The 15,366-nt window shown below is 68.4% G+C and carries 14 protein-coding genes and 1 pseudogene; 14 read left to right on the top strand and 1 reads right to left on the bottom strand.

From position 1 onward, the window contains the following. Positions 1 to 174: 174 nt before the first annotated feature. Positions 175 to 408, bottom strand: a complete 234-nt coding sequence (locus NA4_RS33375; protein ID WP_029901515.1) for a WhiB family transcriptional regulator — start codon at positions 406 to 408, stop codon at positions 175 to 177. Positions 409 to 896: 488 nt separating this feature from the next. Here NA4_RS33375 and cofD point away from each other — a divergent pair, with 488 nt between their 5' ends. From cofD to NA4_RS33305, 14 genes and pseudogenes are all read left to right on the top strand, one after another. Further along, the gene (gene cofD / locus NA4_RS33370) at positions 897 to 1,895 is read left to right on the top strand and encodes a 2-phospho-L-lactate transferase (RefSeq protein WP_245671699.1); all 999 of its coding nucleotides are present in this window, start codon (positions 897 to 899) and stop codon (positions 1,893 to 1,895) included. Beyond that, the gene (locus NA4_RS33365) at positions 1,892 to 3,241 is read left to right on the top strand and encodes a coenzyme F420-0:L-glutamate ligase (protein WP_067479284.1); all 1,350 of its coding nucleotides are present in this window, start codon (positions 1,892 to 1,894) and stop codon (positions 3,239 to 3,241) included. The genes cofD and NA4_RS33365 overlap by 4 nt, the downstream gene beginning before the upstream one ends. Before the next feature lie 43 nt (positions 3,242 to 3,284). Further along, positions 3,285 to 3,803 carry an NUDIX domain-containing protein gene (locus NA4_RS33360; RefSeq protein ID WP_067479282.1) on the top strand — a complete coding sequence of 173 codons (519 nt, stop codon included), beginning with the start codon at positions 3,285 to 3,287 and terminating at the stop codon, positions 3,801 to 3,803. A 183-nt stretch (positions 3,804 to 3,986) separates the two neighbouring features. Beyond that, positions 3,987 to 5,240 (top strand): alkane 1-monooxygenase, encoded by a 1,254-nt coding sequence (locus NA4_RS33355; RefSeq protein ID WP_067479290.1) that lies wholly within the window; start codon positions 3,987 to 3,989, stop codon positions 5,238 to 5,240. Continuing rightward, on the top strand, positions 5,237 to 5,410 hold the full coding sequence (locus NA4_RS33350; protein ID WP_067479280.1) for a rubredoxin: 174 nt from the start codon (positions 5,237 to 5,239) through the stop codon (positions 5,408 to 5,410). Before NA4_RS33355 ends, NA4_RS33350 begins: the two co-directional genes overlap by 4 nt. A 23-nt stretch (positions 5,411 to 5,433) precedes the next feature. Continuing rightward, entirely contained in the window at positions 5,434 to 5,643 is a 210-nt protein-coding gene (locus NA4_RS33345) for a rubredoxin (RefSeq protein ID WP_245671700.1), read from the top strand. A 40-nt stretch (positions 5,644 to 5,683) separates the two neighbouring features. Further along, complete coding sequence (locus NA4_RS33340) at positions 5,684 to 6,304, top strand: TetR/AcrR family transcriptional regulator (protein WP_067479276.1); 621 nt, start codon at positions 5,684 to 5,686, stop codon at positions 6,302 to 6,304. A gap of 158 nt (positions 6,305 to 6,462) precedes the next feature. Beyond that, the gene (locus NA4_RS33335; RefSeq protein ID WP_067479274.1) at positions 6,463 to 7,644 is read left to right on the top strand and encodes an alkane 1-monooxygenase; all 1,182 of its coding nucleotides are present in this window, start codon (positions 6,463 to 6,465) and stop codon (positions 7,642 to 7,644) included. Between the two features lie 148 nt (positions 7,645 to 7,792). Then, entirely contained in the window at positions 7,793 to 9,277 is a 1,485-nt protein-coding gene (gene ahcY, locus NA4_RS33330; protein ID WP_067479271.1) for an adenosylhomocysteinase, read from the top strand. A 136-nt stretch (positions 9,278 to 9,413) separates the two neighbouring features. After that, the gene (locus NA4_RS33325) at positions 9,414 to 10,061 is read left to right on the top strand and encodes a dTMP kinase (protein ID WP_084497692.1); all 648 of its coding nucleotides are present in this window, start codon (positions 9,414 to 9,416) and stop codon (positions 10,059 to 10,061) included. A 78-nt stretch (positions 10,062 to 10,139) separates the two neighbouring features. Beyond that, positions 10,140 to 10,817, top strand: coding sequence for an MtrAB system response regulator MtrA (mtrA, locus tag NA4_RS33320; RefSeq protein WP_040781845.1), 678 nt, complete (start codon positions 10,140 to 10,142; stop codon positions 10,815 to 10,817). A gap of 120 nt (positions 10,818 to 10,937) precedes the next feature. Then, a pseudogene (gene mtrB, locus NA4_RS33315) lies at positions 10,938 to 12,629 on the top strand (MtrAB system histidine kinase MtrB); the annotation flags it as partial. 446 nt (positions 12,630 to 13,075) lie between these two features. After that, positions 13,076 to 14,902 (top strand): MtrAB system accessory lipoprotein LpqB, encoded by a 1,827-nt coding sequence (gene lpqB / locus NA4_RS33310; protein ID WP_067479269.1) that lies wholly within the window; start codon positions 13,076 to 13,078, stop codon positions 14,900 to 14,902. Between the two features lie 229 nt (positions 14,903 to 15,131). Then, positions 15,132 to 15,366, top strand: a 235-nt coding sequence (locus NA4_RS33305; RefSeq protein WP_373862860.1) for a ComF family protein, incomplete at its 3' end; no start/stop codon positions are given.

Genomic DNA, 15,366 nt, shown 5'->3' with positions numbered 1-15,366 from the left:
GCGGGTCACCGACCGCGCGGTCGGCGGTCGGCGCTTACGGGAACGTGCCATGACACAAAATCTAGGCCAGCCGGCTCCGGCCGTCCGCATCGAGGCGGCGAGATCTACTTCGGTCGTGTCGCTGTGCCCGGAGTCGCCCTGGTAAGGATCGCGACTCCGGGCGCCGCGTGTCGGTCAGCCGATGCCGCGCTTGAGGCGGCGGCGCTCCCGCTCGGAGAGACCGCCCCAGATGCCGAAGCGCTCATCGTGCGCGAGTGCGTACTCCAGGCACTCGTCGCGTACTTCACACCCCATGCAGATCCGTTTGGCCTCACGGGTGGAGCCGCCCTTCTCGGGGAAGAACGCCTCCGGATCGGTCTGCGCGCACAGAGCGCGCTCCTGCCACTGCTCTTCGATGGATTCGAACATCTCGTCGAAGCCGGTCACGACCAGGCTGAGCCGGGGCGCCGCGACTCCGTCACCCCCCTCTCCGTCCTTCCAGCCGTTGTCTGCGCAGACGCCACGTGCTGCGCCTGCTGTGGAATCGGTCGGCGAGACCATCTCATTGGCCACGCTCCGCCTCCTCACTGTGTGTTAGCGCAGAATGATTCTTTCCGTCGGACCAACACGCGCACCGACGGCCATACCCCGCGACGTTGTCCCGCGGACGTCCCCGAGCTTGTCATCCCTATGCGAACATGTGTTCGAAATGCCGCCCGCGCCTTGAACTCTCGTGCGAACCCGGAATGACATGACTGTGATTAGACACGCCGGACGCGTCGATGGTCAAGCCGCCGTCGCTATTCCGTTACTATCCGCAGCCGCATTCCGAACTGATCTTGCATCGTGCGATAGCAAATAAACAGCAAATTTGCCGCGAACGGGAGTTGCCACGCCACCGCATAGGCTGTGCGGATGTGACTGGACAACAAGTGGGCGCCACACCCGCGCACGGACCCCGGATCGCCGTGCTGGTCGGCGGTGTCGGTGGCGCGCGTTTCCTTCAAGGCGTCCGGGAACTGCTGCCCGAGGCCGACGTCGCCGCGATCGTGAACGTCGGCGACGACGCCTGGATGCACGGCCTCCGGATCTGTCCCGACCTCGATACCTGCATGTATACCCTGGGCGGCGGCATCGATAGCGAGCGGGGCTGGGGTCGGGTCGGGGAGACCTGGCACGCCAAGGAGGAGCTCGCGAAATATCGCGCGCAGCCGGACTGGTTCGGCTTGGGCGACCGCGATATCGCCACGCATCTGATCCGCACCGAAATGTTGCGCGCCGGATACCCGCTCTCCGCGGTCACCGAGGCGCTGTGCAACCGGTGGCAGCCGGGCGTGAAACTGATCCCGGCAACCGACGATCGCTGCGAAACGCATGTCGTTGTGACCGATCCGGACAACCCTGGCGAACGACGCGCGATCCATTTCCAGGAGTGGTGGGTTCGCTACCGTGCGAACATCGAGACCCATGGATTCGCCACAATTGGCGCCGAGGAGGCCAAACCGGCGCCAAATGTGATCGAAATCATAGAATCCGCTGATGTGGTCTTGCTCGCACCGTCGAACCCCGTCGTGAGCATCGGCGCCATCCTCGCGGTGCCCGGTATCCGCGGCGCGCTGCGCACCACTGCGGCCAAGGTGATCGGGGTCTCCGGCGTTATCGACGGCAAGCCGTTGCGCGGCATGGCCGACGAGTGCCTGTCGGTGATCGGGGTGCAGACCACGGCCGAGGCGATCGGCCGCTACTACGGCGCGCGTTCGGCCACCGGAATCCTGGACGGCTGGCTGATCCACAGCACCGACACCGCCGACGTGCCCGGTGTGGAGGTGCGTAGCGTGCCCTTGTTGATGACCGACCCGCCGACGACCGCCGAAATGGTGCGTCAGGCGCTGGATCTCGCCGGAGTGAAGCCGTGACGACCACACCGACCGATCACGCGGCTGGAGAGCTGCGCATCCTGCCCATCACCGGACTGCCGGAATTCCGGCCGGGTGACGATCTCGCCGAACACATCGCGCGCTGCGCGCCATGGCTGGCCGACGGCGACGTGCTCGTGGTCACGAGCAAGATCATCGCGAAGGTCGAGGGGCGCATCGTGGACGCGCCGCTCGACCCCGAGGAACGCGATGCCGTCCGGCGCACGCTCATCGACCAGGAGGCGGTGCGCGTACTCGCCCGCAGAGGCCGCACGCTGATCACCGAGAACAAGCTCGGCATCGTGCAGGCCGCCTCCGGCGTCGACGGCTCGAACGTCGAACAGGGCGAACTGGTGCTGCTTCCTACTGATCCGGACGCCAGCGCCAAGGCGCTGCGCACGGCGCTGGCCGATCGGCTGGGCGTGACGGTCGCGGTGGTCGTTACCGACACCATGGGCCGGGCGTGGCGCAATGGGCAGACCGACGCGGCCATCGGTGCCGCCGGGCTTCGGGTGCTGCACGACTACGCGGGCGCGGTCGACGGTCAGGGCAACGAGCTGTTCGTCACCCAGGTCGCCGTGGCGGACGAACTCGCGGCCGCCGCGGACCTGGTGAAAGGCAAGCTGGGCGGGGTCCCGGTGGCCGTGGTGCGCGGGCTGCCGGTGGTCGACGACGGATCCAGCGCCACCGATCTGCTGCGCGGCGGCACCGAGGACCTGTTCTGGCTCGGCACCGCCGAGGCGATCGAGCGCGGGCGTCAAGAGGCGATCCTGCTGCGTCGCTCGATTCGCCAGTTCGCCGACGCTCCGGTCGATCCCGAACGTATTCGGGCGGCGGTGTCGGTCGCGCTGACCGCCCCCGCCCCGCATCACACGCGCCCGGTGCGATTCGTCTGGCTGCGCAAGCCGGGGCTGCGTACCCAGCTGCTGGAGGCGATGGCGGAGAAGTGGCGCGCGGATCTGGCCGCCGACGGGCTCGCGCCGGAGCGGATCGAGCGGCGGATCGCCCGCGGCCGCATCCTGTTCGACGCTCCCGAGGTGATCATCCCGTTCTGTGTGCCGGACGGGGCGCACGACTATCCCGATGAGCGCAGGCGCGCCCATGAGCGCACTATGTTCACCGTCGCGGTGGGCGCGGCGGTGCAGGGCTTGCTGGTCGCCTTGGCCGCCGAGGGGATCGGCAGCTGCTGGATCGGTTCGACCATCTTCGCGCCGGAGGTCACCCGCGATGTCCTCGGACTGGCCGAGGACTGGAGTCCGCTGGGCGCGATCGCCATCGGCCATCCGCTCGAGGAGCTGACCCCGCGGCCGGTGGTCGGCGCCGGTTCCGGGCTGGTCGAGCTGTGACGGTGCTCGGCAGGATCGGGTGCGGCGGGCGGGGGCGCGGCCGGTGAGCGCGGAATCCCTGCACGCCTCGGCGACCGCCTTGCTCGAATCATGGTGTCCGGCAATCGATTCCGATCGGTCGCTGCGCGAGGCGATGCTGGCGTTCCTCGGCTCGGCTCCGCGCGGCTGCCTACGCGAACACGCGCCGGGCCACATCACCGCCTCCGCGGTGGTCTTCTCCGCGGACGGTCGCGACGTGCTGCTCACCCTGCATCCGCGCGTCGGCCGTTGGATCCAGCTCGGCGGCCACTGCGAAGAGCACGACGACACTGTCGCGGCCGCCGCGCTGCGGGAAGCCGCCGAGGAATCGGGCATCGCGGGTCTGCGGCTGGAGCCGGGCCTGTATGGCGCGCAGGCCCATCCGATCAGGTGCTCGCTGGGGGTGCCCACCCGGCACCTCGACCTTCTGTTCCGTATTACCGCTCCCGCGGGCGCGGTCCCGGTGCGCAGTCATGAATCCACCGATCTGCGCTGGTGGCCGGTGGACGCGTTGCCCGCCGACGCCGACGTTCTGTTGCGCTGATCCTCCTAGCGCTCGAGCCCCGGTCGGATGCCCCTCATCCGGCCGGGGCTTCGTCGTTCCCGCGCTCACTCTGGGTTTACAAATTGTCTGATTTGTCTAGACACGCGACAAGTCGCGGTCTATTGTCCACTGTGAGAGGTAATGCACGTCACATGCGATGACGTGTGGGGAATGGAGACAACGATGTCGACGAACGCCGACAGTGCCGTGCGGCCGGTCGAGGTACCGGCTTGGCGCGACCGCAAACGCTATTTGTGGCTGTGGGGGTTGTTCGCCCCTACGGGCCTGTTCACAATCGGGCTCCCGCTCATCTGGGCGTTGAACGAATTCGGCTGGCATCGCCTCGCGCATGTGCCCTTCTGGCTCGGGCCGATCCTGGTCTACGTGCTGATTCCGATCGCCGACATCTGCTTCGGGCCGGACGGCTCGAACCCGCCGGACGAGGTGATGGAGTACCTGGAGAACGACAAGTACTACCGCTACCTCACCTACCTGTACCTGCCGTTCCAGTACGCCACGCTGCTCATGGGCGCCTACCTGATCACCGGGAACGACGCGAGCTGGCTCGGCATCGACGGCGGATTGCACGTGCTGGACAAGATCGGCCTGGCGATCACCGTCGGCATGATCGGCGGCATCGGCATCAACACCGCGCACGAACTCGGCCACAAGAAGGTCGACCTGGAACGCTGGCTCTCCCGCATCGCGCTGGCTCAGTCGTTCTACGGGCACTTCTACATCGAGCACAACCGCGGCCACCATGTCCGCGTCGCGACGCCGGAGGATCCGGCCAGTTCCCGGGTGGGCGAGACGTTCTGGGCGTTCTGGCCGCGCACCGTGTGGGGCAGCCTGAAATCGTCCTGGCATCTGGAGAAGGTCCGCCTGGAGCGGCTCGGCGCGAAACCGTGGAGCCTGCGCAACGAGGTGCTCAGCGCCTGGCTCATGTCGGCCGTGCTGTACGCGGCGCTGCTCGCGGTGTTCGGCATCGAGTTGCTGCCGTACCTGATCCTGCAGGCCGTGGTCGGCTTCAGCCTGCTGGAGGCGGTGAACTACCTGGAGCACTACGGCTTGGTGCGCGGGCGCACGGCGAGCGGACGGTACGAGCGGCCCGCCCCGGTGCACAGCTGGAACAGCGACCACATCGTCACCAACATCTTCCTGTACCACCTGCAGCGGCACAGCGATCATCACGCCTACCCGACCCGCCGCTACCAGACGCTGCGCAGCTGGGACGGCGCGCCGAACCTGCCGAGCGGTTACGCCAGCATGGTCCTGCTGGCCTACTTCCCTCCGCTGTGGCGCCGCGTCATGGACAAGCGCGTCCTCGCGCACTACGGGGGCGACATCACCCGCGCCAACATCGACCCGGGCAAGCGGGACAAGGTGCTCGCCCGCTACGGCGTCCGAGACGCAGCCGCCGAGGGGGAGGGCGCATGAGCTCTTACCGCTGCCCCGTCTGCGACTACGTCTTCGACGAGGCGAAAGGCGCGCCGCACGAGGGATTCCCGCCGGGCACCCGGTGGGAGACGGTGCCGGACGACTGGTGCTGCCCGGACTGCGGCGTGCGGGAAAAGATCGACTTCGAGGTGATAGGGGCAAGCAAATGACTACAGCATCGCGTAGCGATTCGGTGAGGGGTGGCGGTCGGGAGACGGGCGGGCGTGAGTACAAGCTCTACCAGTGCATCCAGTGCGGCTTCGAATACGACGAGGCCAAGGGCTGGCCGGAGGACGGGATCGCGCCGGGCACCCGCTGGGACGACATCCCCGACGACTGGACCTGTCCGGACTGCGGCGCCGCCAAGGCGGACTTCTTCATGGTCGAAATCGAGCGGTCGTGAGACTTTGACTGCGGCAGTTCCCCGTGACAGTGTCGCGGGTATGCCGCGCAACGGAACCAGGATTCCCTACCAGGAGGCCGCGCGGGAACTGCTGCGGACGTCGGTCCTGGACGCGATGCGCGAGCTGCTCACCGAGCGGGACTGGTCCAAGATCACGCTCGGTGACGTCGCGGCCCGGGCGGGCGTGAGCAGGCAGACGCTCTACAACGAGTTCGGCTCACGCAGCGGGCTCACCCAGGCCTACGCGCTGCGCCTGGCCGACGATCTGGTCGACCACGTGGACGCGGCGATCAACGGCAACGTCGGTGACGCCCGCGCCGCCTTCCGCGACGGCATGGCCAACTTCTTCGTCGACGCGGCCGCCGACCCTCTGGTCCAGTCGCTGGTCGCGGGCGAGGTGAAGCTGGATCTGCTGCGGCTGATCACGCTCGATGCCGGGCCGTTGCTCGAGCACGCGACCGAGCGGCTGTCGCTGGCCTTCCAGCACAGCTGGGTGGCGACGACGCCGGCCGAATCGGATGTGGTCGCGCACGCGCTGGTGCGGATCGCCCTGAGCTACATCCCCACTCCGCCGGGGCTGGGGCGAGACGTGCCCGAGGAGCTGAGTGCCCTGCTGAGTCCGTACGTGGAGGCGATCCTCGCCGCGCGGGTGCAGAGCTGAGCGGGCGCGGGCAACCGGCTCGCGACACCTCAGCATCTGTGCGGCGACTTGGAAACCGACTGCGCGGCTTGTAATCGCTGACACGTTTTACAGCCAACCGTGTGTAACGAACGGGAAGTCTGCAAGTATTCTCAGGCGGGTCGGGTCGTCGGAGTTTCATGTCTTCATTGAGTGGGGCAAAAGTGCAAACGGTTGGCAATCCGGTGGGGTCGCCCGATCCCAAGCGCCATCTGTGGGTTCTCGGCTTGCTCGCGCCATCGTCGGCTTTGCTGCCGTCGCAGCTCGTGCTCCACACCGGTGTGGAGGTGTTCTGGTGGATCGGCCCGATCATCGTGCTGATCCTGATTCCGGTGCTGGACTGGGCGATCGGCGTGGACGGCAGCAACCCCAAGGATGAGCACTACGAACTGCTGTCCAACGATAGGTACTACCGGTGGTGTACCTATCTGATGCTGCCGGTGCAGCTGGTCGGGCTGGTGATCGCGAGCTACATGTGGGCCAGTGCCGAGCTGAGCCTGGTCGACAAGCTCGGCTTGGCCGCAACCCTGGGTTTCGTCAGCGGCATCGGCATCAACGCCGCCCACGAACTCGGGCACCGGGTCGAGCGGCTGGAACGCTGGCTGGCCAAGATCGCCCTCGCCCAGTCCGGGTACGGGCACTTCTTCGTCGAGCACAATCGCGGCCATCACGTGCGCGTGGCGACGCCGGAGGACCCGGCCAGCGGCAGGCTGGGGGAGTCGCTGTGGGAATTCTTGCCGCGCAGCGTCTCCGGGAGCTTCCGTTCGGCGATCGCGCTGGAGCGCGAGCGTCTCGCCCGCAAGGACAAGGGCTGGTGGAGCGTCGACAACCACATCCTGCAGGCGTGGTCGATGACAGTGGTGCTGTTCGGCGCCCTGGTCGCGGCGTTCGGCTACCAGGTGCTGCCATGGCTGGCATTGCAGGCGGTGATCGGCATCGGCCTGCTGGAGACGGTGAACTACGTCGAGCACTACGGTTTGCTGCGGGCTCGCCGCCCGAACGGCATGTACGCCCGCTGCTCGCCGCGCGACAGCTGGAACAGCGACCACCTGGTCACCAATATCTTCCTGTTCCACCTGCAGCGCCACAGCGATCACCACGCCAACCCGGGCCGTCGCTACCAGACGCTGCGCAGCTCGGAGCAGGCCCCGCAGCTGCCGGCCGGATACGCCACCATGATCGTGTTCGCCGCCATTCCGCCGCTGTGGCGGTGGGTGATGGACAAGCGCGTCCTCGCCCACTACGGCGGCGACCTCACGCTGGCGAACATCCAGCCGCGCAAGCGGCGCCGGATCCTGGCCGCCCGCGGGGTGGTCGCGTAAACGCCGAGACGGCCGCGTAGCCCACGCGGTCGGACGATGACCGGCGGCAGACCACGCCGGGCCGAGCGCGGCTCAGGCAGCCGCGTGGTCCGCTCGCGGTCGCGAGCGACTAGCCTTGCCTCGGTACTTGCCGAACCAGGAGAGGCTGATGACCACCTCAGAACTTCCCGCACGCACGTCGTTGACCGCCGATGTCCGAGGCGGCATCGATTACAAGGTGGCGGATCTGTCGCTGGCCGACTTCGGCCGCAAGGAGATCCGTCTCGCCGAACACGAGATGCCCGGTCTGATGGCGCTGCGCCGTGAGTACGCCGAGGTGCGGCCGCTGCAGGGCGCGCGCATCTCCGGCTCGCTGCACATGACGGTGCAGACCGCGGTGCTGATCGAGACCCTGACAGAGCTGGGCGCGCAGGTGCGCTGGGCCTCGTGCAACATCTTCTCCACCCAGGACCACGCGGCGGCCGCCGTGGTGGTCGGCCCGCACGGCACGGTCGACGAGCCCAAGGGCACCCCGGTCTTCGCCTGGAAGGGCGAGACCCTGGAGGAGTACTGGTGGGCCGCCGAGCAGATGCTCACCTGGCCGGACGAGCCGGCCAACATGATCCTCGACGACGGCGGCGACGCCACCATGCTCGTGCTGCGCGGCGCGCAGTTCGAGAAGGCGGGCGTGGTGCCGCCGGAGGACGCCGACCACTCGGCCGAGTACAAGGTGTTCCTGAATCTGCTGCGTGAGCGGTTCGAGACCGACCGCGGCAAGTGGGGCCGGATCGCCGCATCGGTGCGCGGCGTCACCGAGGAGACCACCACCGGCGTGCTGCGGCTCTACCAGTTTGCGGCGGCGGGCGAGCTGGTGTTCCCGGCGATCAACGTCAACGACTCGGTCACCAAGAGCAAGTTCGACAACAAGTACGGCACCCGCCACTCGCTGATCGACGGCATCAACCGCGGCACCGACGTGCTCATCGGCGGCAAGAAGGTATTGATCTGCGGCTACGGCGATGTCGGCAAGGGCTGCGCGGAATCGCTTGCCGGACAGGGCGCCCGGGTGCAGGTCACCGAGATCGACCCGATCAACGCGCTGCAGGCGCTGATGGACGGCTACGACGTGGTGACCGTGGAGAAGGCGATCGGCGAGGCCGACATCGTCATCACCGCCACCGGCAACAAGGACATCATCACCCTTGAGCACATGAAGGCGATGAAGGACCAGGCCATCCTCGGCAACATCGGTCACTTCGACAACGAGATCGACATGGCCGCGCTGGAGCGTTGCGGCGCAACGAGACTGAACATCAAGCCGCAGGTCGACCTGTGGACCTTCAAAGAGAGCGGCCGTTCGATCCTGGTGCTGTCGGAGGGGCGTCTGCTGAACCTCGGCAACGCGACCGGGCATCCGTCGTTCGTGATGTCGAACAGCTTCTCCAACCAGGTGATCGCGCAGATCGAGCTGTGGACCAAGCCCGACGAGTACGACAACGAGGTCTACCGCCTGCCGAAGCACTTGGATGAGAAGGTCGCTCGCATCCACGTCGAGGCGCTCGGCGGCGAGCTGACCAAGCTCACCAAGGACCAGGCCGAGTACATCGGCGTGGACGTGGAGGGCCCGTTCAAGCCGGATCACTACCGCTACTGAGCACCGAGCGCGTCCCGCCGGCCTTCCGGTCGGCGGGACCGCGCTCCCCGGCTCCCGGGCCGGTCCGCCCGGCCCGACATCCGCGCTGGTCAGCCGGTGTCATCGGTCGGTGCTCGGCGGAGTACCCTGCCTGGCTATGGGAGTGCTGATTGCCGTCGAAGGCCTCGACGGCGCGGGCAAGCGGACGCTGATCGACAAGGTTGTCGCCGATCTGCGCGGTCGCGGGCTGCGCGTCGCCACGATGGCCTTCCCGCGCTACCGCGTCTCGGTGCACGCCGACCTGGCCGCCGAGGCGCTGCGCGGCGCGCACGGCGACCTCGCCCGCTCGGTCAACGGCATGGCGCTGCTGTTCGCGCTGGACCGCGCGGGCGCCAACGACGAGCTGTCGAAGCTGTTGGCCGACAACGACATCGTGCTCCTCGACCGTTACGTTGCCTCCAACGCCGCCTATTCCGCCGCCCGGCTCGGCCAGTCGGCCGACGGCGAAATAGTGCGGTGGGTGGGCGAATTGGAGTTCGGCAGATTCGCCCTGCCTGCGCCCGCGCTCCAGGTGTTGCTGGACGTGCCGACCGAGTTGGCCGTCGAGCGTGCCCGCAGGCGAGGCGAACTCGACGCCGAACGCGCGCCCGACGCCTACGAGCGCGACGGCGGTCTGCAACACCGGACCGGTGCGGTGTACCGCGAGCTGGCCGAACGCGGCTGGCATGGGCCATGGTGGACATATCGATCCGAGGACGATCCCGCTTCGGCGGCCGCGCGGATCATCGAAATCGTTGGTCGATAAGGTTGGCTGTGCCGCAGGTTGGCACCAGTGTTGGCGTGGCGGCCCGATCCTCGCCTGGGAGATGACAACATAGTAGTTATGAAGCCGAAGATTCTGGTCGTCGACGACGATATGGCACTCGCTGAGATGCTCACGATCGTCCTGCGCGGGGAAGGGTTCGACCCGCACGTGGTCGGCGACGGCACACAGGCCCTGGCGGCGGTCCGCGAGATCCGCCCCGATTTGGTGTTGCTGGACCTGATGCTGCCCGGCATGAACGGCATCGATGTGTGCCGGGTGCTGCGGGCCGATTCCGGGGTTCCGATCGTGATGCTCACGGCCAAGACCGACACGGTCGACGTCGTGCTGGGTCTGGAATCGGGCGCCGACGATTACATCGTCAAGCCGTTCAAGCCCAAGGAACTCGTCGCCCGGGTGCGCGCCCGGCTGCGCCGTACCGAGGAGGAGCCCGCCGAGCTGCTGTCGATCGCGGATATCGTGATCGACGTGCCCGCGCACAAGGTCAGCCGGGGCGGCCAGCAGATCTCGCTGACGCCGCTGGAGTTCGACCTGCTGGTCGCGCTGGCCCGCAAGCCGCGTCAGGTGTTCACCCGGGAGGTCCTGCTGGAGCAGGTCTGGGGCTACCGGCATGCCGCCGACACCCGGCTGGTGAACGTCCACGTGCAGCGCCTACGCGCGAAGGTCGAGAAGGATCCCGAGAACCCGGAGATCGTGCTGACCGTCCGCGGTGTCGGTTACAAGGCCGGACCGCCGTGATCCGGACCGAGTCGAGGGCCCGGAGGCAGTTGCTTGGCTGACCAGGAAGGGCCCCGCCACGACCGGACGGCGGATCTCACCAGCGTGATCGCGCGTCTGCAACGATCGCTGGCACCGGTCGTGGCGTGGTTCCACGAGGTCGGCGTTGCTCTCGGCCACCTCTGGCGCCGGTCGCTGCAGCTGCGCGTCATCGTGTCGACGCTGACCCTGTCGCTGATCGTCATCACGATCCTCGGCGTGGTGCTGACCAGTCAGATCACCGACCGGCTGCTCGACGCCAAGATCAACGCGGCGGTCGAGGAGATGGACCGTGCGCGCAACACTGTGGAAACCCAGCTGGCCGGTGTGCACGATGTCGGCGCCCAGCCGCAGCGGCTGGAAGAGGCGCGCAACGCGCTGTCCAACCGCGGTGGCACCGGCCAATCCACCGGCGCGGCAGGGACTTTCGATACGGCGCTGAGCGTCATCGGCGGCATGCCGCCGCAGCAGATCTCTAACGGCCCGATCCAGGAGGTCCCTGAGGAACTGCGCCGGTTCGTGCAGCGCAACCAGGTCAGCTACCAGTTCGCCACGGTGGCCGACTCGGAGGGCTATCACGGCCGCGCGCTGATCATCGGCAGTCCCAGCGCCGAGATCCCGACCCTGGAGATCTACCTGATCTTCCCGCTGGCCAACGAGGAGCGCAGTCTGGCGCTGATGCGCGGCACCATGCTGGTCGGCGGCATCGTGCTGCTGGTGTTGCTCGCCGCGATCACCGCGCTGGTCACCAGGCAGGTCGTCCTGCCGATCCGCTCCGCGGCGCGGATCGCGGGCCGATTCGCCGACGGCAGGCTCAAGGAACGCATGCTGGTGCGCGGCGAGGACGACATGGCGCGGCTGGCCCAGGCGTTCAACGAGATGGCCGAGAGTCTGTCCAACCAGATCACCCAGCTGGAAGAGTTCGGCAACCTGCAGCGCCGGTTCACCTCCGACGTCAGCCACGAGTTGCGCACCCCGCTGACCACCGTGCGCATGGCCGCCGACCTGATCCATGGCAGCAGTGACGACCTCGACCCTGCCCTGGCTCGCAGCGCCGAACTGCTGGTCAACGAGCTGGACCGGTTCGAGGGTCTGCTCAACGACCTGCTGGAGATCAGCAGGCACGACGCGGGCGTCGCCGAACTCCAGGTCGAATCGCTGGACGTGCGGATGTGCGCGCGGGCCGCGATCTCCACCGTGCGGCACCTGGCCAAGGACGCCGGGGTCGAGGTGATCACCGATATGCCGGACGAGCCGCTGGTCGCCGAGGTCGATCCGCGCCGCGTGGAGCGCGTGCTGCGCAATCTGCTGGCCAACGCGATCGACCACAGCGAGGGCAAGCCGGTGCTGCTGCGCATGCGCGGCGACGTCGAGGCCAACGCGGTCGGCGTCGTCGTGCGCGATCAGGGCGTCGGCCTCCGGCCCGGCGAGGAGAAGCTGGTCTTCAACCGGTTCTGGCGTTCGGACCCGTCCCGGATGCGCCGCTCCGGCGGCACCGGTCTGGGTCTGTCGATCAGCGTGGAGGACGCGAACCTGCACGAGGGCAAGCTCGAGGCGTGGGGCGAGATCGGTGTCGGCGCGAGCTTCCGGCTGACGTTGCCGCTGGTGCGCGGCAAGAAGCTCGGCCAAAGTCCGCTGCCGTTGGAGCCGGCCCGCAAGCCGGTGCGGCTGGTCGAGGAGCCGCCTGCGGAGTCCGCTGCTGCCGAGGCGGAAGGCGCGACCGTCGCGAACCTGGAGGCGTCCGCCGCGCGGGCGTCGGGTGCCGAACGTGATGCCGGGGAGCGGAGTGGTTCCGAGCTGGACAGCGTGCACGACACGGGCGCGGGTTCGCAGGCCGCCCAGGTCGGTCCCGCGGAGGCGACTGTAGCCGGACCGGACGCCGCGCTGACGCCTGCCGGCGGGCCGGACGAGCTGGAATCGAGCACTACCGTGCACAGTGTGAGCGCGCAGGCAGGACCCGACGATGTGCCCCCGGGCACCGCTGGGGCGGATAGTGCGCGTACGGAAGACGTGACTACCGAGTCGGGCACTGCCGGAGTGGATGGTGTGCGTACGGACGAAGTGAGCGCCCAGAAGCCGGATGCGGCGCGGGCGGAGGCCGCGGAATCGGGCGACATGGCGACAGCCGACGAGAGCACCCCATCCGGTGAGGCGCCCGCGTCCGGTCCGAATGGATCGCAGGCACCCGAGTCGGCGCAGGCCGGTGGCGGCCCTACCCGCGAATCCGGGGACGGACAGTCATGAGAATGCGTGTCGGGTCCGCGCGGATGCGGCGGCTGACCGTGTTGGTCGCGGTGGTCGCGGTGGTTTTGTCACCGCTCACCGCGTGTGCCAGCCTGCCGGAGTCCTCCGCGCCGGAGGCACTGGGGACGCTCAACCGCGAGCCCACCCCGGAGGGCCCGCCGCCCCCGGTCGCCAACCGCGATCCCGATCTCCTGCTGCGCGATTTCCTCCAGGCCACCGCCGACCCGGCCAACCGGCATCTGGCCGCGCGACAGTACATGACTCCGGCCGCCTCCACCCAGTGGGATGACGCCGCGGGCACCGTCATCGTGGAGAAACCCGACACGCTGCGGGAATCCCGCTCCGGTGACAAGGCCACCTACAAGATCCGCGCGCGCAAGGTCGGTGAGCTGGCCGCCGACGGCGGATATCGCCCGAGCGACGATATCGTCATCGTCGAGAACAAGATCGAGCTGACCAAGGTCGACGGCGAGTGGCGCATCGACGAGTTGCCCGACGGCGTGGTGATGGACTCCACCGCGTTCTTCAAGTCCTATCGGCGCTACGTGCTGTATTTCATCGATCCGAGCGGCAACACGACGGTCCCGGATCTGCGTTGGTTCTCGGTCCCGAAGGGGCAGTTGACCCAGCGGTTGCTGGGTTCGCTGCTCGAGGGGCCGCAGCCCGCCCTCGCGTCGGTGCTGCGCAACGAGCTGGCGCCGCCGGTCACGCTGCGCGGCCCGATCACCAAGATCAACGGTGACCCGGAGGGAGTCGGCATCGGGCTCGGCGGAGTCAAGATCGACTTCGCCGGTGCGTCGGCGCTGAATCCGCGGGAGCGGGAATTGCTGGCCGCCCAGGTGGTGCTCACGCTCTCCGGCGCCGACATTCTCGGACCCTACGTGCTGCTCGCCGACGGCAAACCATTGGACGAGCGGTTCGCCGCGAGCGGATGGAGCGTCGCGGACGTGCAGCAGTTCAGCCCCGGCGCGTCCACGCGCAGCCAGGCTGGTTTGCATGCGCTGCGCGGCGGGGCACTGGTACAGGTGACCGACAGTGGCAGCGCGCCGACGCCCGGCTACTTCGGTCGGGTGAACAACCTGCAGTCGGCGGCGCTGTCCCCGGATGGGCAGTTGGTCGCGGCGGTCGCCGAGGCGGGCAGGCCGGCGGGGGAGCCGTCGCGCGCACTGATGGTCGGCACGTACGGCGGCAATGCCTTTCCCGTCGCCGAAGGTTTCACCATCACCCGGCCGTCCTGGACCGCCGACGGCAGTGCTGCATGGGCGGTGCTCGACGGCGGGCGGGTCATCCGCGCGGTCCATGACCGCGCAACCGGAAATGTATCGGTGCAGGATGTCGACATCTCGGCGTTGACGGCGGCCTCGTCGGCAATGGCGCCGCGGCTGCCGATCACCGAACTCCGGATCTCCCGCTACGGCGTGCGGGCGGCGATGATTGCCGACGGCAAGGTGTATGTCGCGGTCGTGGTGCCACAGCCCGATGGAAAGTTGAGCTTGACCTCCGCGCTTCCGGTCGGCGTCGGCCTCAGCACGACCGCCGTGTCGGTGGACTGGCTCGACGCCGACACGATCATCATCGCGCGCGAAGGCAATGTCGACCCGGTGAGCACCGTCTCGGTGGACGGATCGGAGCCGACCCCGCTGACTTCGCAGAACCTGACCGCGCCGGTCCGCTCGGTGAGCGCGAGCCCGGACCACCAGTACGTGGCCGACTCGCGCGCGGTGCTCGAGCTGACCACCGCCCCCGCCCCGGACCAGGGGCAGCCCTATTGGCGCGAGGTACCCGGACTCGGCGCGAACGCCCTTCCGGTGCTTCCCGGCTGAGCGTTCCCCCGCCTATCCGGGTGGTAGGCCGTGCCAGCCTGGGTGTGCGTTCGGGTCCTGCGTTGGCGTGAGTCCGGCTCGATGAGCTCGCCGCTCGGGCGCGGGATCTGTCCGCGTTCCGCGGCGCCGGGAATGTCGCGAAAGGGTTCGGCAGCAAGGGACTCGGTGTTCCATCAGGTGACGCAGGCGTTGGATCAACCTCGTCGGTGGGTGGGTGCACACTCGGGCGATGCGGAATCTGCTCGATCTGGTCCTGCCCGCAGCCTGTGCGGGCTGCGGGCGGCCCGGCTGCGGGTGGTGCGTCGAGTGCGCCGCCGCGCTGGCCGGGCCCCCGGTGCGGGTATGGCCACGCACCGATCCGGGAGTCCCGTGCTGGGCACTCGGGCCGTATGCCGGTCCCGCGCGCCGGGCGGTGCTCGCGGCGAAGGAACGCGGGCGGCGGGATCTCGCGGAGCCGCTGGGTG

The organism is Nocardia amamiensis NBRC 102102, from assembly GCF_001612745.1.
In the GTDB taxonomy this organism is placed as follows: Bacteria; Actinomycetota; Actinomycetes; order Mycobacteriales; family Mycobacteriaceae; genus Nocardia; species Nocardia amamiensis.
This window is presented reverse-complemented; position numbering and strand designations above follow the sequence as displayed.

Excerpts from the sequence above, each read along its gene's own strand:
- NA4_RS33335 (WP_067479274.1), top strand. The coding sequence starts at position 6,463 with ATGTCTTCATTGAGTGGGGCAAAAGTGCAAACGGTTGGCAATCCGGTG.
- ahcY (WP_067479271.1), top strand. The coding sequence starts at position 7,793 with ATGACCACCTCAGAACTTCCCGCACGCACGTCGTTGACCGCCGATGTC.
- NA4_RS33350 (WP_067479280.1), top strand. The coding sequence starts at position 5,237 with ATGAGCTCTTACCGCTGCCCCGTCTGCGACTACGTCTTCGACGAGGCG.
- NA4_RS33355 (WP_067479290.1), top strand. The coding sequence starts at position 3,987 with ATGTCGACGAACGCCGACAGTGCCGTGCGGCCGGTCGAGGTACCGGCT.
- NA4_RS33325 (WP_084497692.1), top strand. The coding sequence starts at position 9,414 with ATGGGAGTGCTGATTGCCGTCGAAGGCCTCGACGGCGCGGGCAAGCGG.
- NA4_RS33375 (WP_029901515.1), bottom strand. The coding sequence starts at position 408 with ATGTTCGAATCCATCGAAGAGCAGTGGCAGGAGCGCGCTCTGTGCGCG.
- lpqB (WP_067479269.1), top strand. The coding sequence starts at position 13,076 with ATGAGAATGCGTGTCGGGTCCGCGCGGATGCGGCGGCTGACCGTGTTG.
- NA4_RS33340 (WP_067479276.1), top strand. The coding sequence starts at position 5,684 with ATGCCGCGCAACGGAACCAGGATTCCCTACCAGGAGGCCGCGCGGGAA.
- mtrA (WP_040781845.1), top strand. The coding sequence starts at position 10,140 with ATGAAGCCGAAGATTCTGGTCGTCGACGACGATATGGCACTCGCTGAG.